General features: G+C 66.8%; 20 protein-coding genes. 11 read left to right on the top strand and 9 right to left on the bottom strand.

The features are described 5' to 3' along the window. Positions 1-214 precede the first annotated feature (214 nt). The gene (locus JOF28_RS06545) at positions 215-886 is read left to right on the top strand and encodes an excisionase family DNA-binding protein (protein WP_342452102.1); all 672 of its coding nucleotides are present in this window, start codon (positions 215-217) and stop codon (positions 884-886) included. A 34-nt stretch (positions 887-920) separates the two neighbouring features. On the opposite strand, the gene trhA is transcribed toward JOF28_RS06545, so the two are convergent. Next, on the bottom strand, positions 921-1,652 hold the full coding sequence (gene trhA, locus JOF28_RS06540) for a PAQR family membrane homeostasis protein TrhA (RefSeq protein ID WP_209705031.1): 732 nt from the start codon (positions 1,650-1,652) through the stop codon (positions 921-923). A 155-nt stretch (positions 1,653-1,807) separates the two neighbouring features. Here trhA and uppS point away from each other — a divergent pair, with 155 nt between their 5' ends. The 5 genes from uppS (at position 1,808) to JOF28_RS06515 (ending at position 6,440) form a co-directional block, all read left to right on the top strand. Continuing rightward, positions 1,808-2,632: a polyprenyl diphosphate synthase gene (gene uppS / locus JOF28_RS06535; protein ID WP_342452101.1), complete on the top strand. Its 825-nt coding sequence runs from the start codon at positions 1,808-1,810 to the stop codon at positions 2,630-2,632. Beyond that, positions 2,595-3,428, top strand: coding sequence for an SDR family NAD(P)-dependent oxidoreductase (locus tag JOF28_RS06530; protein ID WP_342452100.1), 834 nt, complete (start codon positions 2,595-2,597; stop codon positions 3,426-3,428). The genes uppS and JOF28_RS06530 overlap by 38 nt, the downstream gene beginning before the upstream one ends. A 61-nt stretch (positions 3,429-3,489) precedes the next feature. Then, complete coding sequence (locus tag JOF28_RS06525; protein WP_209705029.1) at positions 3,490-4,962, top strand: amidohydrolase; 1,473 nt, start codon at positions 3,490-3,492, stop codon at positions 4,960-4,962. A 39-nt stretch (positions 4,963-5,001) separates the two neighbouring features. Next, positions 5,002-5,757 (top strand): nucleoside phosphorylase, encoded by a 756-nt coding sequence (locus JOF28_RS06520; protein ID WP_209705028.1) that lies wholly within the window; start codon positions 5,002-5,004, stop codon positions 5,755-5,757. Then, on the top strand, positions 5,757-6,440 hold the full coding sequence (locus tag JOF28_RS06515) for an HAD family hydrolase (protein ID WP_342452099.1): 684 nt from the start codon (positions 5,757-5,759) through the stop codon (positions 6,438-6,440). The genes JOF28_RS06520 and JOF28_RS06515 overlap by 1 nt, the downstream gene beginning before the upstream one ends. A gap of 430 nt (positions 6,441-6,870) precedes the next feature. On the opposite strand, the gene JOF28_RS06510 is transcribed toward JOF28_RS06515, so the two are convergent. From JOF28_RS06510 to JOF28_RS06500, 3 genes are all read right to left on the bottom strand, one after another. Next, positions 6,871-7,362 carry an S-ribosylhomocysteine lyase gene (locus JOF28_RS06510; RefSeq protein ID WP_209705027.1) on the bottom strand — a complete coding sequence of 164 codons (492 nt, stop codon included), beginning with the start codon at positions 7,360-7,362 and terminating at the stop codon, positions 6,871-6,873. Between the two features lie 165 nt (positions 7,363-7,527). Then, positions 7,528-7,839, bottom strand: coding sequence for a hypothetical protein (locus JOF28_RS06505; protein WP_209705026.1), 312 nt, complete (start codon positions 7,837-7,839; stop codon positions 7,528-7,530). 346 nt (positions 7,840-8,185) lie between these two features. Further along, positions 8,186-9,682, bottom strand: coding sequence for an MDR family MFS transporter (locus tag JOF28_RS06500; RefSeq protein ID WP_245189894.1), 1,497 nt, complete (start codon positions 9,680-9,682; stop codon positions 8,186-8,188). Between the two features lie 126 nt (positions 9,683-9,808). Between JOF28_RS06500 and JOF28_RS06495 the strand changes: the two genes are divergently transcribed. Further along, the gene (locus tag JOF28_RS06495; RefSeq protein ID WP_209705025.1) at positions 9,809-10,501 is read left to right on the top strand and encodes a TetR family transcriptional regulator; all 693 of its coding nucleotides are present in this window, start codon (positions 9,809-9,811) and stop codon (positions 10,499-10,501) included. Between the two features lie 196 nt (positions 10,502-10,697). Further along, a complete protein-coding gene (locus JOF28_RS06490) occupies positions 10,698-11,261 on the top strand; it encodes a phosphorylase family protein (RefSeq protein ID WP_209705024.1) in 564 nt (187 codons plus the stop codon). Between the two features lie 173 nt (positions 11,262-11,434). Here JOF28_RS06490 and JOF28_RS06485 read toward each other — a convergent pair whose 3' ends face one another. The 3 genes from JOF28_RS06485 to JOF28_RS06475 form a co-directional block, all read right to left on the bottom strand. Continuing rightward, positions 11,435-13,120: a SulP family inorganic anion transporter gene (locus JOF28_RS06485; protein ID WP_209706857.1), complete on the bottom strand. Its 1,686-nt coding sequence runs from the start codon at positions 13,118-13,120 to the stop codon at positions 11,435-11,437. Further along, complete coding sequence (locus tag JOF28_RS06480; RefSeq protein WP_209705023.1) at positions 13,120-13,542, bottom strand: ArsR/SmtB family transcription factor; 423 nt, start codon at positions 13,540-13,542, stop codon at positions 13,120-13,122. Before JOF28_RS06480 ends, JOF28_RS06485 begins: the two co-directional genes overlap by 1 nt. A 118-nt stretch (positions 13,543-13,660) precedes the next feature. After that, entirely contained in the window at positions 13,661-13,915 is a 255-nt protein-coding gene (locus JOF28_RS06475; RefSeq protein ID WP_209705022.1) for a type II toxin-antitoxin system prevent-host-death family antitoxin, read from the bottom strand. Positions 13,916-14,078: 163 nt separating this feature from the next. On the opposite strand from JOF28_RS06475, the gene JOF28_RS06470 reads away from it, so the two are divergent. From JOF28_RS06470 to JOF28_RS06460, 3 genes are all read left to right on the top strand, one after another. Beyond that, complete coding sequence (locus tag JOF28_RS06470; RefSeq protein ID WP_209705021.1) at positions 14,079-14,552, top strand: carboxymuconolactone decarboxylase family protein; 474 nt, start codon at positions 14,079-14,081, stop codon at positions 14,550-14,552. 12 nt (positions 14,553-14,564) lie between these two features. After that, the gene (locus JOF28_RS06465; RefSeq protein ID WP_209705020.1) at positions 14,565-15,575 is read left to right on the top strand and encodes a pirin family protein; all 1,011 of its coding nucleotides are present in this window, start codon (positions 14,565-14,567) and stop codon (positions 15,573-15,575) included. Between the two features lie 114 nt (positions 15,576-15,689). Next, a complete protein-coding gene (locus JOF28_RS06460) occupies positions 15,690-16,067 on the top strand; it encodes a GNAT family N-acetyltransferase (protein WP_209705019.1) in 378 nt (125 codons plus the stop codon). Between the two features lie 10 nt (positions 16,068-16,077). Here the strand turns inward: JOF28_RS06460 and JOF28_RS06455 are convergent, their stop codons facing one another. Together JOF28_RS06455 and JOF28_RS06450 are read right to left on the bottom strand one after the other, a co-directional pair. After that, a complete protein-coding gene (locus JOF28_RS06455; RefSeq protein ID WP_209705018.1) occupies positions 16,078-16,977 on the bottom strand; it encodes a response regulator in 900 nt (299 codons plus the stop codon). Between the two features lie 11 nt (positions 16,978-16,988). After that, positions 16,989-18,284, bottom strand: coding sequence for a histidine kinase (locus JOF28_RS06450; protein WP_209705017.1), 1,296 nt, complete (start codon positions 18,282-18,284; stop codon positions 16,989-16,991). Between the last annotated feature and the right edge of the window lie 49 nt (positions 18,285-18,333).

The raw sequence follows: 18,333 nt of genomic DNA, 5'->3' as shown, positions 1-18,333 counted from the left end.
CTGCTCTGATCGGTTACCGTCTGGTATTCGGTGCACCGATGTTTCATCGTGCCCAGAAGCCGCGACGGCCAGCCCGCGCCGCGAACTGATCTATGGCCGCGAAGCGACAACACCTGACCCGCGTTCACGAGTTTTGATAATCGAGAAGCCTTCTATTATCAAAACTCGCCTGTTTTGATAATGGCGTGCTCTCATCAGGGGGTTTAGCTCGGATATGGGCGAAGAAATTCCCCCAGGAGTACTTTTTGTTGTCATATATAGTCGCATAGGCGACTATACGTGTATGTACTTTTCATGTTCAGAGGCTGCTCAGCGGCTCGGGGTGACCGAGCGGCAAGTACAGCGTGCTGCGGCATCGGGGCGGCTGGAAGCGCAGCGCGTCGGCAAGAGGTTCATCCTTCACGAGCGAACACTGCACGTATTCCAGCACACGGTGAGGAGAGGACGCAGGTGGTCGAAGCAATCCATTGCAGACGCGCTCAATTTACTAACGGGCAAGGAAACGGTCACCACCGGATCTTCTCGCAGTAGGTTGAAAACCAAGATTCGGTCACTTGAAGTGGGAGATCTCGCGGGGATTCTGCTGCAGCGTAAAGAGGTATCGATTCATCGCGCGAACCCTGCTCAAGCTTCTGAGATCCCGTCGGCAGTTGAGTCTGAGGCCGGGTTGGGCGGGGGAGGGATTCGCGTGATTGCCGAGCATGACGCCCGCAAGGCTGCGCTCAAGCGGCGCCTACCCATCGATATCGAGGGCAACGTAATTGCCGTGACAAGCGAGCGAGAGCATGCTCAAGCTATTGAAGCTGCCGTGCTGGCTATTTATGGGTCAACGCGGGAACGGACTGCTGGAGAATCCGTGCTGACCAAACTACAAGAATCAGTTTGATGGAGCACTCGGGTCACCTCAGGCAGGCCGCGACCTACCGCAGATAGAACGGATCGAGCACGAGCAGCAGCGCCGCACTCCAGTGGCACGCGAACGCGAGCACTGTGAGCGTGTGAAAGATCTCGTGAAACCCAAAGACGCCGGGCACCGGGTTCGGGCGCTTCAAGGCGTAGGCCACCGCGCCGAGCGTGTAGAGCAGCCCGCCCACGGCCACGAGCACCATCGCCGCGAGGTTCGCGCGCGCAATGTCGCCCAAGAACATTACGGCCGCCCAACCCAGCAACACATACAGCAGCACATAGAGCCACCGGGGCGCCGCCAACCAGAACATGCGCACCGCGATACCCACGAGGGCGCCCGCCCACACCGCGCACAGCAGCACCACGCCCTGCTTGAGGGGGAGCGCGAGCAATGCGATCGGGGTGTAGGTGCCCGCGATCAGTAAGAAAATATTGGAGTGATCAAGGCGGCGGTACACCTGCCGGGTCGCCGGCGTCCAGTTGCCCCGGTGGTACAGCGCAGAGATACCAAACAGCAGCATGCTCGAGAGCATGTACACGAACGCAGCCCACTTCGCGATCGGGCCGTGCGCGAGTACCACCAGCACGATCCCCGCCGCGGTCGCCACCGGAAACGTGGCGGCGTGAATCCACCCGCGCCACAGCGGCTTCACCTCGGCCGCCTGCGCAGCAGCACCGGTCGCCGGGGCGGCGGTGCGCCCATCCTCGAGTGGGCGGTCGGGGGCAGGAACACCGGGGGAGGTCATGCCTTGAGTGTATGTTCCGCACAGTTTGAGGCGGGCATATGTGTGGGGATCCACAGCGCGCAGCCGCAGCCACGCGCCCCCACACCGCAGCGTTCCGCGACGCACCGCACCGCACGCCCAGCCGGGGTCACCGCCCGGCCGATAGAATCAGAGATGTGAATGCGCAGCAGTCGACACCACGAGCCGGTCTGCTCTACCGGCTTTACCAGCGACGCCTGCGACACGAGATTGACAAGTCGCTCGTGCCTGGCCACATCGCCGTCATCGTTGACGGCAACCGGCGCTGGGCCAAGCTCCGCCTGCAAGAGCGCGCCGCCTTCGGGCACCGCGCCGGCGCCAAGAAGGTGCCCGAGTTTCTGTCGTGGTGCGAAGAAGCCGGCGTCAACACCGTCACCCTCTACCTGCTTTCGGCCGACAACCTCGGCGCCCGCGACAGCCAAGAGCTTGAAGACCTCTTCGGCATCATCGGCGACCTCGCCACCGAGCTCGCCGCCCACGACGGCTGGTGCGTGAAACACGTCGGCTCATGCGACGGCCTCTCACCCGAGCTCACGGCCGCCCTCGCCGCCGCCGAGGCAGGCTGCTCAGAGGTAGGCGAGAGTGGGCAGCGCGGTGCCGCGGGTGCCCCCGTCACTAAGCTGCACATCAACCTTGCGGTGGGGTACGGCGGCCGCAGCGAGATTACGGCCGCGGTGCGCGACATCATCGCTGAGCACCAGGCCGAGGGCGGCACCATCGAGACGCTGCCCGAGCACCTCACCCCCGATTCGATCGGTGCACATTTGTGGACCCGCGGCCAGGCCGACCCCGATCTCATCATTCGCACCTCAGGCGAGCAGCGCCTGTCTGACTTCATGATCTGGCAGTCAGCGCACGCCGAGTTCTACTTCGTTGAGGCGCTCTACCCCGACCTGCGCGAGGTCGACTTCTTGCGCGCCTTGCGTGACTATTCGACCCGACACCGACGACTCGGAGGCTAACGTGCCCACCCACCGCGACCCCACTCTGCCATCGCTTCACGGCCAGCGCGTACTCATCACGGGCGCCTCGGGCGGCGTGGGCGGCGGCATCGCCGAAGCGTTCGCTGATGCCGGCGCCCACGTAGCCGTGCACTACCGCGGCTCGGCCGAGACCGCCTTCGAGCTAGTCGAGCGGCTGCGCGAGCGCGGCTGCGAAGCGGTGGCGGTGCGCGCCGACCTCGGGCAGCCAGGCGCCGCCGAAGCCCTCATCGCCGACACGGTGCGTGCGCTTGGCGGCATCGACGGGCTCGTCAACAACGCCGGAGTGCAGCCGGTGCAGACCCTCACCGACACGTCGCGCAGCGACTGGGACACCGTGCACGCGACCAACCTGGGCGCCGTGTTCGAACTGTCGCGCGCCGCGGCCGCCGCAATGAACGAAGACCCGGCGGCCTCGGGCGCGCGCTGGATCACGCACATCGCTTCGGTTGAGGCGCATCGCCCCTCGCCCGCGCACGCGCACTACGCCGCGGCGAAGGCCGGACTGATCATGCACGCCCGCGCGGCCGCGCTCGAGCTGGGCCCCGACGGCATTCGCGTGAACACCGTCTCTCCCGGCCTCGTCGACCGGCCGGGGCTGGCCGAGGGCTGGCCTGAGGGCGTCGCGAGCTGGACGAGCCACGCACCGCTCGGCCGCCTCGCGACCGCCCGCGACATCGGCAACGCCTGCGTGCTGCTCGCATCACCAGCGGCCAGCTTCATCACCGGGCAAGACCTCGCCGTCGACGGCGGCATGCTCGCCACCCCCGGATGGTAACGACGCCGCACCGCCGCCCACCCCAGCCCGCCCCGCACCGCTCGACCGATAGGGAACCCCGATGAGCCACCCCGAGACCATTCTGCTCGCCGACGCGATGCTCACCCCCGCAGGCCCGGTCGCCCCGGCCGAGCTGGCCTTCGACGCCGCGGGCCGCATCACCTACGCTGGCGCCCCGCGCGCCACCTCGCTGGCGGCGGCAGGATCCGGATCAGCACCCGCCGAAGCAACAGCACCCGAAGCGCCCGCATCACCCGAGACCCAGGCAGACGCCGAAGCCCAGGCAACCGCAGCCACCCCGGTCGTGCACCAGCTCGCCGGGCACGTGCTCATGCCGGGGCTCGTGAACGGGCACACGCACTCGGCGATGACGCTGCTGCGCGGGGTGTCTGACGACGAGGGATTCATGCCGTGGCTGGCGGCGGTGCAGGGGCTCGAGCAGCACCTCACCCACGACGATGTGGCGGTCGGGCTGCAGCTCGCGATGATCGAGATGATCGAGACCGGCACAGTCGCGTTCGCCGATATGTACCACTGGGATGAACGGCTGATCGAGCTCGTGCGCGGCGCCGGCATGCGCGCGATGGTCGCGCTCGCGTCGTTCACGCCCGAGGCCGTGGGCTTCCCTGGCGTCTCACCCTGGAACGGTGCCGACACCGTCACCCAGACCGAGCAGCTCGCCGAGCGTTACGCCGGCGACCCGCAGATTCGGGTCGCGTACGGCCCGCACGCGCCCTACACCTGCCCGCCCGAGTTTCTGCGCGACATCGGTGAGCGGGCCAAGCGCCTGGGTATTCCGGTGCACACCCACATCTCTGAATCGGCGGCCGAGGTCGCCCAGATCACCGAGCAGTACGGGGCCACGCCCGCCGCGCACCTCGCGTCGCTGGGACTCTTTGACGCCGAGGTGCTTGCCGCGCACTGCGTGCACATCACCGACGACGAGATCGCCGAGTTCGCGAGCCACGGTGTCGCCGTGAGCCACAACCCGGTCTCCAACCTCAAACTGGGCTGCGGCGTCGCCCGCCTGCCCGAGTGGCAACAGGCCGGCCTGCGCATCAGTCTCGGCACTGACTCGGTCGCCTCGAATAACTCGCTCGATCTGTTCGAAGAGATCAAGCTTGCCGCCACCCTGCACCGCGGAGTGCGCGGCGACGCCGCCATCGTGCGCGCCGCCGATGTGCTCGGGATCGCAACGAGCGGCGGGGCCGAGGCGCTGGGCTTCGCAGGCTCCGGATCCCTCGCCGTCGGTGCCCTCGCCGATGTTATCGCCCTCGACGTGTCGGGCTCGGCGGCTACCCCGCTTGATCTTGCGGGCGCCGATGCCGCAGCGCTCACCTCGCACCTGGGGTTCGCCGCGACGGGGCACGATGTGCGCCACGTATTTGTGGGCGGCCGTCACCTCTATGCGAACGGTGAGCACCTCACGCTTGACGCGCTCGCCATTCGGGTGCGTGCCCGCGCGGCCAGGGCTCGGCTGCGCGAAGCGGCTGCTGCGGCTGATCCCGCCGCTGCCGATCCGGCCGCCGAATAATCTTCTTCACTCCTCTCTTTAGAACGAAAGGCCCACATCATGGCACCCGTACGACTTCCCGCTGACGCCGAACTGCCGCTGCTGCGCGCTCGCGTTTCTGACCTTGCCGATCGCGCACTCGTGGTGGGGGATCCGGGCCGTGCGGCCCGCGTGGCCGAGCTGCTCGACAACCCGGTGCAGCTCACCGCCAACCGTGAATACCACGTCTACTCGGGCAGCTACAAGGGCGTGCCCGTCACCGTTGCCTCGCACGGCGTGGGCGCGGCCGGTGCCGCGGTCTGCTTTGAGGAGCTCGCACGCGGCGGGGTCACCCGCATCATTCGCTCGGGCACCGCGGGCGGCATCCAGCCCGAGGTCGTCGACGGTGCGATCGTCGTCGCGACCGGTGCCGTGCGCGCCGACGGTGTGAGCCACCAGCTCGTGCCCACCGAGTTCCCTGCCATCGCGACCCCCGAGCTGACGATCGCGTTGCGCGTGGCCGCCGAAGCCACCGGGCTCAACGTGCACACGGGCATCGTGCTCACGGGTGACATGTTCTACCCGAGCGATGTCATCGTGGGCGTCGACCACCGCATGTGGCAGCGCGCGGGCATCGTCGCCGTTGAGATGGAGGCCGCGGCCCTGTTCGTGATCGCTTCACTGCACGGCATTGAGGCTGGCGGCGTCTTCGCCATCGACGGTAACCCGCTCGCCGATGCCGATGAAGCCATGGACGGCTACGACCCCTACCGCGACATCGTCACCCAGGCCGTCGACGGGGCGCTCACCGCCGCCCTCGACGTGCTGGTTTCATAGTGCGGCCCGCATTCGCCGCGGTGCTGTTTGACTGTGACGGCGTGCTCGTTGACTCAGAGATCATCACCATGGGTGTGCTGCGTGAGATGCTGCACGAGCTGGGTTGGCCGATCTCTGAAACCGAATGTGTGTCGCTGTTCGTGGGCCGCGCGCTGAAGGATCAGGGCCCGTTGATCTTTGACCACACCGGGGTGCACACCGACGAGGCGTGGATCGCGCAGTTCCGCGAGCGCCGCGATGTCGCCCTCAGCGCGCAGGTCGAGGCGATCCCCGGCATCGAGGCCGCACTTGGCATCATCAGTGACGTGTACGGCAAGAAGATTGCCGTGGCGAGCGGCGCCGATCGCAAGAAGATCGAGCTGCAGCTGGCCCGCACCGGCCTCGACCGATTCTTCGACGGCCGCCTGTTCAGCGGCATGGAGGTGCCGAAGTCGAAGCCCGCGCCCGACGTCTACCTCGCTGCGGCGCGTGCCCTCGGGGTGGCCCCCGAGCGTGCGGTGGTCGTTGAAGACACCGTCGCAGGGGTCATCGCGGGTGTCGCCGCCGGCGCCACCGTGCTCGGGTACTCGAACGGATCGCACGCGAGCACGGCGCCGCAGGCGCTGCGCAAGGCTGGTGCGGCAAGCGTGTTCTCGAACATGGCCGAGCTGGCTACGCTCGTGTGCTCTGAGCAGGACGCATAAGGTCTGAGTCTGCTGCTTTGTGCCTGGTCCTTGTGTCAGGCGCTCGGTGTCTGGTGTTCGGCACCTGAACCCGAGTGATGCACGCAAATAGGGGAGATGGCAGGTATCAAATCAGATACCAGCCATCTCCCCTCGCGGTTTTTCGGGGGCGCCCGTGCCCATTTGCTCCCCGATCAGAGATTCGGCCTCGACCAGAGATCTGTCGCCGATTTGATCTGCGCGACGGCGAATCTCTGATTAGGGCTCAACGCCGCGGCACCACGCGCCGGCCCGCGGCCGGTTCGAGATGCCCGCCGCGTTATGCCCAGACATGCACAACCCGACGCGTGGTGAGCACAAAGTTGTGGGAGCAGTGTTTGTGCGCGCGGAGTCGTGAGCACGGAGTCGTGCGCGCAGCGTTTGTACGGGCGAACTTTGCGAACGCCGCGCGTTAGGCGATGTTCGTGCGGTCGAACGCGTCGAGGCTGATGCCGCGCGCGAGGATGCGCTTCGACCATTCCTTGGCCGAGTGCAGGCTGTGGTCGCGGTAGTTGCCGCAGCTGATTTCTGCGGTGCCGGGCACATCGTCCCACGTCACGCGCTCGGCGATGTCCTCGAGGGAGCTCTTGATCGCGGCAGCGACCTCTGCGGGCTGCGGTTCACCCCACAAAATCATGTGGAAGCCGGTGCGGCAGCCAAACGGCGAGATGTCGATGAGTCCATCGATGCGGGTGCGCAGCAGCCCCGCGATGGTGTGCTCAATGGTGTGCAGGCCGCCGGTCGGAATCTCTTCTTCGTTGGGCTGCACCAAACGAATATCGTAGTTCGAGATCGCGTCGCCCTTGGGGCCGTGCTCCACCCCAATGCGGCGCACATACGGGGCCAACACCTTGGTGTGGTCCAGCGAGAAGCTCTCTACCTCGGCAATTTCAACATCACTCATGGCGCCAGTGTATGCGCGAGTGACGGGTGCGCGAGCGAGCATTACCAAATACGACAAACGCCCCACACCACGACAAATCGTGGGGTGAGGCGTCAGGCAGCGTGAAGCGGGTGGCCAGCGCGCAGCGGTCAGCTGCGCCTGCGGCCAGGTACGGCGTGCGAGTGGTTACGCAGCGCGTACGAGGTCGCGGCGAGTGAACGCGATGCGGGCGCCCGTTCCGGTGGGGGCCTTGTCGACCTGTACATCCCAGCCAGCGCGGTCGAGCAGCTTCAGGTCGGCGCGTGCGTCGGCCAGGTGCTCAGTGTCGACGACGTAGAGAGTGCGGCCCGAGCTGCGGTACACCGAGCGCTGCTCGGCCCAAGCGGGAACGCGCATCGCCTGGTCAGCGCCGAGCGAGTGGTACGGGGTGCGCAGGGGCGCGGCCTGTGCGGTGCGCGCGGTGCGGGTGAAGTTCTTGAAGTTAATGATGTTGGTCATGATGGTCCTTTCGTGCGCACCGTCATGGTGTGCGGGTGTGCGAGCGACGCTCGCGGGCTCGTACTGGAGCCGAATGTATGCCCGGCGTGTGCGCGTATTGTCGAAGGTGCGACGGGTTACCGTGCGACAAAATAACGTGCGACGCCTTGAGCGATGAATCGTGTAAGACAGCGGTTTCGCGATCTTACGAGTGGAGCGCTTGCGGCGAACTAGTCCGGGAGTTGTGGCGACCGCCCCGTGGGCGAATCGCGCGGGTGCTCACGCGCTCAACTCCAAAGTATAGAACAAGTTTTCGAGAAACGCCAGTTTTATTTTGAATTACACAAATTGGCCCCGAACGGGGTAACTATTTGGCGGTCTCGACGGTGGGCTGTTCGCCGGGCTGGCGGGGTGCGCGCGTGATGAACAGCGACACCACGAACGTTGCCGCAGCGACAATCGCGGCGGCCATAAACGCGGTGCTTGCGCCGTCGGCCAACGCGGTGGGTTCGGCGACGCGCTGCGCCATGGCGCGGCCGCTGGTGCCACTGTAGATCGTGATCAAGAGCGCCGTACCTGCGGCGCCGGCCAGCTGCTGCAGGGTATTGAGAATGGCCGATCCGTGCCCGTACTGGTGCGCGGGGAGCGAGCCCAGGGCAGTTGTCATGATCGGGGTGAAGAGCAGAGCCAGGCCGATGCAGAACACCGCGTAGAAGGCGATGATCAGGCCGACGCTGGTGTGCTCGTCAACGAATGCCAGCGCAAACAGGGTGGCCGCAACGATGGCCATGCCGGGAATAATGAGGGGGCGCGGGCCCACACGGTCAAAGAGCCGACCAGCGATGGGTGCCAGTACAGCCTCGAGCGCGCCGCCGGGCAGCAACACCAAGCCACTCACCAGCGCGGTGACGAGCAGTGAACCCTGCAGGTACAGCGGCAGGGTACTGACAACACCCAGCAGTGCCGCCATGAGCCCCATCAGTACGATCAGCGACAGCGTAAAGTTGCGGGCCGCGAGTGGGCGCAAATCGAGCAGCGCCTGGTGCCGCTTGCCGCGGGCGAGCTGACGCCAGACGAAGAGCCCGAGCCCCACCACGCCGACGATCAAGACCGCGATGACAATGGTGGCGGCCTGCCCGCCGCCGATGATGACGCTGAACGAGCTGAGCCCGTACACCAGGCCACCAAACGCAAACACCGACAGGATCACCGAGAGTAGATCGAAGGGGGAGGCGCGACGCTCACCGACATTGGTGAGCTTAAATGCACCGATCAGGGTGGCGGCGGCCACCAGGGGTACCATCACCCAGAAGATGCCGTGCCAGCTGGTGAAGCTGAGTACCGCGCCCGCCACCGTGGGGCCGAGGGCAGGGCCCGCCGCCATTACCACAGCGATCAAGCCCATCACGGCGCCGCGTCGCTGCGCCGGTACGAGGGTCATGCTCACTGTCATTAAGAGGGGCATGATCATCGCGGTGCCGATGGCCTGCAGTACGCGGGCCGCCAGGATCACCGCAAACATGGGGGCAACCGCCGCGGCGACCGTGCCCAAGAGGAAGGTGACGGTGGCAAACAAAAACACCGAGCGGGTCGTGAAACGCTCAAGCATCCAGCCCGTGGTGGGCAGCACGACGGCCATGGTCAGCAAGAAGCCGGTGAGCAGCCACTGCGCAGTGGTGGCGGTGATCGCATAGTCAGCCATGATTGCGGGCATCGCCACGGCGACCGTTGTCTCGTTGAGCATCATCACAAAGGCAGTGATGACGAGCACCGCCAGAATCATTTTCACCGATCGGGGAATTCGGCCCTGGCCGATCTCGACGGTGTTGGTGTTGGTGTTGCTGTCAGCTGAGTGCATGGACATGCGCGCGGTGAGCCTTTGCGTTGAAGCGACCCCAAAGCTGGGGAGAGCGGAAGGCACGCATGGCGCCAACCAGAAAAGCATACAACAAAATGATGCAACTGTATTATTTGTGGCAGAATTTGAAGTATGAACATTGGAAGTGACCGAGCTGCGGTGAAAACGGGCGAAACGGGCACCCCCCACCCGCCCGAACAGGCGCGCTCGATCGAGCGCCGGGCGCAACTGCTCGCCGCCGCTCTCAGGTTGCTGCTGGCCAGCGGCAGCGCCGGGGTCACCCACCGCGGGGTCGCCGAAGAAAGCGACTCTTCACCGGGGGCCGTGCGGTACTACTTTCGCTCACGCGAAGACCTCTTAATCGCCTGCATCGAAGAGATCGAGCGCGCCCGCGACATCGAAGCCGCGCAGGTACTCGACCACCTCGCCGGCGCCGCCCCAAAACTCACCGGCCCAGAACCAACAGCCCCCAAGCCCACCACCCCAGCGCCCCTAGCTCCTGAGCCCGCCGCCCGCGCCGCCCTCAAGATCTACTACGGCGCCGACCTCGACGACGCAGCGGTCACCGGCACCCTGTGGGGCATCATGGACTGCGCCCGCGAAAGCCCCACGCTCGCCACCCTCACGAGAACGCATCGACACGCAGCCCAACAACAGCTGGCGCACCTGCTCACCCGCACCGGATACTCCCACGTCGCCGTCAGCCTGGTCACCGCGGTGCTCGACGGTAACCTGCTCACCACCACGATCGAGCGCCAAACAGCCGGCGCCGAGGCCGCCGTCGCCGAACTCACCATCCTGCTGCGCCAAATGAGCCGCGACTAGCGGGCACAGCAGCTAACAGGCACACCAGCTAACGGGCACCCCAGCGAACCGGCACACCAGACTGTATTACGCTTAACCAGGTCGCGCCGCACGCGCAGGCCACACTGCCGACCGCGCTCGCCGCAGGTCGCATCGGCTTGCGGGCTGCGTCACCGCACATACTTACTGCTTTATTGTTACTGCCCCAAGGAGCCCCATGACTCAGACGCTGCTCGTCTTTGCCCACCGCGACGAGGCTTCGGCCTTCGCCGACGTCCCCCACCTGGTGACGGGCGTGGGCAAGATCAACGCCGCGGTATCGCTCGCGCACGCCATCACGGCTGCGCGCGCCGAGGGCCCGGTTGAGCGCGTCATTGTGCTGGGCACCGCGGGCGTCGTGGGTGACGGTGAAGATCGCCTGAGCCTCGAAGACGTCTTCCAGGTGACCGGAGTGGTGCAGCACGACTTCTCGCTGCCCTCGCCCCAGCTCACCCCCGCGGGCGAGGTGCTGCTGCCCGAGCGCCAGGCCACGATCGCGACCGGCGACGTGTTCGTGAAGGATGACGCGCAGCGCACCCACATTTCGAGCCTCGGCGCGAACCTCTGCGACATGGAGGCGTACGCCTACGCCGAGGTGTGCGCCCGCTTCGAGGTGCCGCTGCAGCTGTTCAAGATTCCGTCAGACTTCGCTGACAGCTCGACCACCGATGAAGAGTGGGATCAGATCGTGTTCCGCAAGAGCGAGCAGCTGCGCGCGTTTTACGAGGCGAACCTGCGCTAACTCGCGAACCCGCGAACGAGCGGGCTTCACGCGCCGATCCGGAGCGAGACACCGCCTCAATCGGGGCACTGCCCTGATTGGGCACTGCCCTGATTGGGCACTGCCCTCATCGGGGCACTGCCCCATTGGGGCAGAGGTGCTTCGCTCCGGATCCCTGTATATAGAGGCCCGGGCTATGCGCCCGCTTGCGCGCCCGGTGTCGCGCCCCGCTCGTCGGAACGCGTGACGTGGCTGCGCGCGTGCGCGATCGCGTCGTCGAGCTCGCCGAAGAGGTGGTTGGGGTGCCTGAGTGACCCGATCGCGCCGATGGCTTCGAGCAGGCGCAGGTGTGGCTCGCGCACCCCCTTGATGAGCACGGTCACACCGCGCCGCTCGAGCGCGGTGACGAGCTCGGCGAGCGTGTGGGCCCCGGTCGCATCAAGCTGCCGCACCTGCGACAGCCGCAGCACCACGACCTCGACGCCGCGCTGGTCGTTGATCTCATCCAAGATGCGCTCGGCGGCCGCGAAGAACAGTGATCCGTCGATGCGAAACAGGGCGATGCGGTCGTCGCCCGGGGCGGGGGTGCCGGGCAGGGGTTCGCGCTGCACTCCGGCGTCGAGGCTCATGCGCCGCAGCGTGAAGAATGCGGCGGCCGCGATGCCGATGCCCACCGCCACGATGAGGTCGAAGCTGACGGTGATGACCGCGGTGACGATGAACACGATCGCGTCAGCGCGGGTCGAGCGCAGCACCCGGCGCACCACGCTGAGCGAGATCATGCGCGTCGCGGTCACCATCAGCACGCCCGCGAGGGCCGCGAGCGGAATCAGCGCGACGACGCCTGCGGCCGCGTAGACCACGATCAAGAGGGCGAGCGCGTGCACGATCGCTGAGGCGCGTGTCTTTGCCCCGGATCTTACGTTCACCGCGGTGCGCGCGATGGCTCCCGTGGCGGGCATGCCACCGAAAAATCCCGAGGCGAGTGAGGCGAGGCCCTGCCCCACGAGCTCACGATCGGAGTTCACGGGGCCGGTATCGGCCATGGAAGCTGCGACTCGGGCGGACAGCAGCGACTCGATGGCCGCGAGAGCTGCCACCGCGAGCGCCGGGCCCATGAGGCTCGTGATCACGGCAAGATCCATGGGCGGCATGCTGGGCGCCGGCAGCGAGGTGGGCAGCTCGCCGATGGCGTCGAGGGGCAGCCGCAGCGCGATGACGGCGAGCGTCACGACCACGATCGCGATGAACGAGGCGGGCAGCTTGCCGCTGATGCGACTCAGCGCAATCATGATGATGGCGACAACCAAGACGGCGGCAAGTGGCAAAAGCGCTGCTGGCCATGCGACCGCTGCGGCCGATTGCCAGGCCGCGACGATGGCGTTCGAGCTCAGCGTGGTGGCTCCCGAGGTTTCGGCGTTGAAGCCGACGGCCGAGGGCACCTGCTGCATGAAGATAATCACGCCGATGCCCACGGTGAAGCCCTCAATGACGGGCCACGGAATATAACTGACCGTGCGGCCCAGGCGCAGCGCACCCGCGATCACCACGATGATGCCGGCCATCACGCTCACGGTGGCGACCGCGGCGATGCCGTGGCTGGCGACGATGGGGGCGAGCACCACAACCATAGCTCCGGTGGGGCCAGAGACCTGCACGTTCGAGCCGCCGAACACGGCGGCGACGAGGCCCGCCACGATCGCCGTGATGAGGCCGGCCTCGGCCCCAGCACCCGAACTGACGCCGAAAGCGAGCGCGAGGGGGAGCGCGACGATGCCGACGGTGATGCCGGCCACGAGGTCGGCGCGCCAGGTTTTCTTCAGCCCCGAGTAGTCGGATCGGTTGGGCAGCAGCGACAAGATATTGCGTTTGACGCGCATCATCGTGCACCACCAGTTACGTTGGCGAGCTGATCAGGGTGGGCCGGTGAGGCGTTCCCGTGAGTTGTTGCCTGCGCGATGAGGGGAAGTTCGTCGAGGCTCGTGAGCTGTTGGTTGGAGCTGTTGAGCACTTCGCCTAGCAGCTGACGGGCCACGTGCAAGAGATCGGCGACCTGCGCGAACGCGAGCCGGTAATAAACGACGCTCGCGCGGCGGTCAGAGGTGACGAGCCCGTAACGGCGCAGCACGGCGAGGTGCTGCGAGAGGTGGGAAGCCTCGAGCCCGGTTTCGGCGATCATTTCTGACACCGAGGCCTCGGGCGCGCTCGCAAGAATTTCAAGAATGCGAATGCGATAGGGGTGCGCGAGACCTTTAAACAGGTTCGCCTTGATTTCGTAGAGCGGGCGCTGCTCTTGCTTCATGACCGATACCTGCCACTTTCTGACTTGATGAATTCATCATATCAGGGGGCGATTCGGGATGCCCTTGCGGGCGCCCGCGCTACGAGCAACCTACCGAGTCTCGAGGGCGGGCCGGCCGCTACCGGGTTTCTGCCGAAGTCGCTATGGGGGAGAGGCCTGTGGCCAAGGAAGCTGCAATCTCGAGGATGCGCAGCTCAGCATTTTTGAGCGTGCGCCGCTGCTCATCGTGCTCGGCATGGGACATTACGACCGCGACAGGTAGACCGTGGTTCGTCAGCGTGACTGGTCGCTTTTGCGCCTGAGACGTGAGGTAAGCGATTCCTTTTCGGGCAATGACCGTTGTAGGGATCTTGAGTGAGCTTTGCTCGGACATATGGCCAGGCTAATCGAGAAAACGTAAAAGTGCATATTATTCAGCGCTAGCTTGCGACGGTCACCTCACAGCGGAAAGACTGTTCCCCAACCATCCCAGCTGCCAAGATAGGGCTGAGAGCGAAGAGGCGGCATTTCACCGCCCGCGTGCAGCGAGGAGAAACATGCGCCCGTATATTGACAAGGTGATGCCCGATGCGTGGGGCGCCGCCCAAGCCTTTTCGAATGCGGTGCGCGAGGCCGCCCTCGCGAAGGGGCTCAGCGTTGAAGAAGCCGAGCTCATCAAGCTGCGTGCCTCGCAGCTGAACGGGTGCGCGTTCTGTCTCGATCTGCACGGCCGCCAGGCCAGGCAGGCGGGCCTCGCCCAGCAAAAGCTCGACCTGCTGCCGGCCTGGCGCGAAACCGATATCTTCTCCGAACGCGAGAAGGCCGTGCTCGCCGTCGCCGAGGCCGCCACCCAGCTGCCGCTGAGCGAAGACGCCAAGGCCGATCTTGCGGGCGCCCAGCTCGTGCTCGGTGAAGACGCCTTCGCCGCCGCCGAATGGGTGAGCGTCGCGATCAACACGTTTAACCGCATCTCGATTCTGAGCGAGCACCCGGTGCGGCCGCGCTCAGACGATGGCAAACTGCTGCGATAACCGGGGCCCGCGATGAGTAATCCTGACGCGCTGCCCGGCTTCACACAGCTGGGCGCGGGGGAGCCGTGCTCGGGGGTTGAGGTGCTTGACCCCAGGCTTGTGCCGCTCGGCGGTATTCGCGCGATGACCGTGTACCGCACGCTGCCGCAGCGCCAGCGGTCGCTCGTGGGCGCCTGGTGTTTTCTTGACCATTACGGCCCCGATGAGGTCGCCGAGAGCGGCGGAATGGAGGTGCCCAGGCATCCGCACACCGGGCTCGCCACCGTCTCGTGGCTGTTCACCGGCCGCATCGAGCACCTTGACTCGGGTGGCACCGCGGCCGGGGTGCTGCCCGGCGAACTGAACCTGATGATCGCGGGCCGCGGCATCACGCACCAAGAGATCAGCGGCCCCGAGGTGCGCACGCTGCACGGCGTGCAGCTCTGGTACGCGCTGCCCGAAGCGACGCGGCACAGCGAAAACCACTTCGAGCACTACGCGCCTGATCCGGTCACGATCGAGGGGGTTGCCGGGCCCGGAGCCACCGCCCGCGTCTTCATCGGCGAGCTCGCCGAGGCGGTCTCGCCCGTCGACACCCGCACCCCCGAGCTGCTGGGCGCCGAGCTGCTGCTCGATCCGGGCGCCACGATCTCGCTCACCACGCGCCGCGACTTCGAATACGCCGCGCTCGCCGAGAACGCCAGCATCGAGGTCAACGGCGTGCGGGCCGCGCATCGCGAGCTCGCCTACGTGCCCGCGGGCGCTGACACGCTCACGATCACGGCCGGCCCCGAGGGCGCCCGGGTGATCTTGCTCGGCGGGGTGCCGCTGGGCGAAGAGATCGTGATGTGGTGGAATTTTATCGGCCGCGACCACGATGAAATCGCTGAGTATCGCAGGCGCTACCAGGCTGAGATGGGGCTGGATGCTCCGGATCAGCGTGACGCCGGCAAGCGCCCCCTGTTCGGCGAGTTTCCGGCGGGGCAACTCCCGCCACTGCCGGCACCGCCACTGCCAATCGCGCGATTGCAGCCGCGCGCGTAGTCGGCTGAACTACAGGAACTACAAGAACTACAAGAATTCTGAGTTAACCCAGCTGCTCACTCACCGCAAGTACCCCCACCGCAAGCACCCCCACCGGTTGAACGGAGAAACCCCATGACCCACGAACGCTTTACAGTGGCTGACCGCCCCGCCGAGTCACGCTACGTGCTGCTCGACAACGGCGAAGAGCCTGGCGAGACAACCGCCCCCGCCGCGATCGTCGCTGGCGAAGAGTCCTACGTCGACGTGGTCGCAGATAACGCGACCCAGCGAGTGCTGTTTCACACCGGAGTCGACGACGCCTACGCCGGCCAGGGCCTCGCCTCGGTGCTCGTGCAGGCCGTCATCGATGACGTCATCGCGCGCGGATTCGCCATCGTGCCCGTCTGCCCCTACGTCGCCAAATGGCTCACCAAGCACCCCGAGTATGCGTCGCATGCCGTTGATCCGGGGCCGCAGCACCTGCGCGCGATTCGCGCCGGGCAGCAGTAGCGCGCACGCATTAGCCGTGCTGCGCCTGGTGCGCGCCCACGCGCATCGCGATCTGCGTGCGGTTGATCACCTGCAGCTTCGACGACAGGCTCGCGAGGTGCGTCTTCACCGTCGACACCGAGATGTAGAGCGCCGCCGCGATGTCTTTGTTCGAGACGCCCTGGGCGATGAACAGCGCCACCTCCCACTCCCTGGGCGTGATGCCGTCGGGAATCGGTGCGGGGGCGAGCGCGGCGGTGGCGGGGAATGATCCGGATCCCACAGGCGGCAGCGGCGCGCGTGGCACCTCTCCTGGCATCGTCGCCTGCATCGTCGCCTGCATCGTCGCCTGCGCGGGAGATTGCGGCTGTGCCTGCGCAGGATCGGGGCGCACGCTCGCGAGCTCCACGAGCCGCGCCATCACCGCGGGCGAGAGCCGCGAATCGCCAGCAGCTGCGTCGCGCACCGCCGAGAGCACGAGGGCGGGCGCCGAATCCTTCAAGAGGAATGACACCGCTCCGCCGCGCAGCGAATCGAGAATGAACTCGTCGGTGTCGAACGCGGTAAGCATGATGATGCGGGCGCGCGAATCTGCGGCCTGCAGGGCGCGGGTGGCGTCGATGCCGTTCATGCCGGGCATGCGAATATCCATCACGATCACATCGGGGTCTAGCGTGTGCGCTGCGGCGAGCGCCTCTGCCCCGTCTGCGGCCTCGCCCACGACCGAGATGCGGCGGGTGTCGCCTGGGCCCGTCGCGCCGTCGATCATGAGTTTGAGGCCCGCGCGCATGAGGGCTTCGTCGTCGACGATGAGTACCCGAATGGGGTCGGGTTCGTGGGCGGGGGCTGAGCTGGTGGTCGGGTCTGTGATTGTGCTGGGGTCGGCGCTTGTGGCGTCGGCCGGGGTGTGGGGGTTTGGGGTGGTGTGCATGGTGTGTTCCTTTACGCCCAGGGGATCCAGACATCGACTTGAAAGTGGGCGTCGGTGGTGGTGCCGTAGTGGGCTCCGCCGCCGATGAGGGCGGCGCGTTCGGTGAGGCCGATGAGCCCGAACCCTGTGCCGATCGCTGAGGGTGGTGTGTGCTGGGGGAGCGGGTTGCTGGCGAGCAGCCTGAGCTGGTGGGTCGCGGCCGGGGTTTGCTGTGCCTGCTGCACCGAGACATCGATTGCGAGCGGCTCATCGGGGGCGTACTTGATGGCGTTGATGAGGATCTCGTCGACGATGCTCGCCAGTACCCCGGCGCGCTCATGATCGCGGTCGAGGTCTTGCTGATTCAGGCCCCACCAGCGCAGCGTGACCGTGAGGCCGCGGGCCTGGGCCGTGGCGACGCGTGCGGCGAGCGACGACGCTGAGGGGGTGGGGTGACCTGATCCGGGAACCTCGGCGATGCCACGCAGCGCGGTGAGCGCCTCGCGCAGCATCACGCCCGTGCCCTCGGCGGCGTCGCGCACCGTGAGCGCTGCCGCCCGCAGCTGCTCGGGAGAGAGATCGTCGCGCGACGACATCGCGCCCGCGTGCAGTGCGACGATCGAGAGGCGGTGCGAGATGCCGTCGTGCATGTCGCGGGCGAGGGCGCTGCGCTCTTCGGCGAACTGGCTGCGCTCCTCGGCGAGGGCCCGGGCGACATCGGCGTCGCGGCCGAGGCGTTCGGCGGCGGCGGCCCGCTCGGCGGCGCGGGTCTGTTCGCGCATCGACGCGAGCAGGGCCCAGCGCGTGCCCCGCACCTGCCCCCACAGGATGCAGCAGACGCTGAGCAGCGCAGCAACCACGGCCGCCCAGCCGATGGCGAGCACGTTGCCCGGCAGCCCCACCACGGCGCACACGAGCGCGGTGACCGATGTGACCCCGGCCACGGTGGCGAGCGCTGCCGCGATGTTCGCGCGCAGCGACCGGGCCTCGCCGACCCTGACGAGGGCGATCGCGGTGGCGGGCAGCCCCACGAGGGTGAGAGCGCCCAGCACAATCGTCACCGCATCGATGCGCCGCGAATGCGTCACCCAGGCCACCAGATTGCAGGGCAGCACCGCGAGAAAGATCATCAGCGTACTCAGGGTGCTGCCCGCCCCGGCAAAGATGTCGTCTTGCACGCGGGCGAGCGGAAACAGCGTGATGCCCAGCATCACGAACCCGCCCGCGAGGCACGCGGTCGCGACGAGCAGCGCACGCAATGTGGGCCGGGCACGCCAAAATCCGCGCCCACCCTGGTGGGGCTGCGTTGTTGCTGCTCGATCGGCCATCCCTTCATCCTAGAAGCGTTGGGGCCCGCCCCGCCTCAGCCATTTGGCC

The sequence above is a fragment of the Leucobacter exalbidus genome (assembly GCF_017834145.1).
GTDB classification, from domain to species: Bacteria; Actinomycetota; Actinomycetes; order Actinomycetales; family Microbacteriaceae; genus Leucobacter; species Leucobacter exalbidus.
The sequence above is the reverse complement of the archived record's forward strand: the minus strand, read 5'-3'. Positions and strand labels throughout refer to the sequence as shown.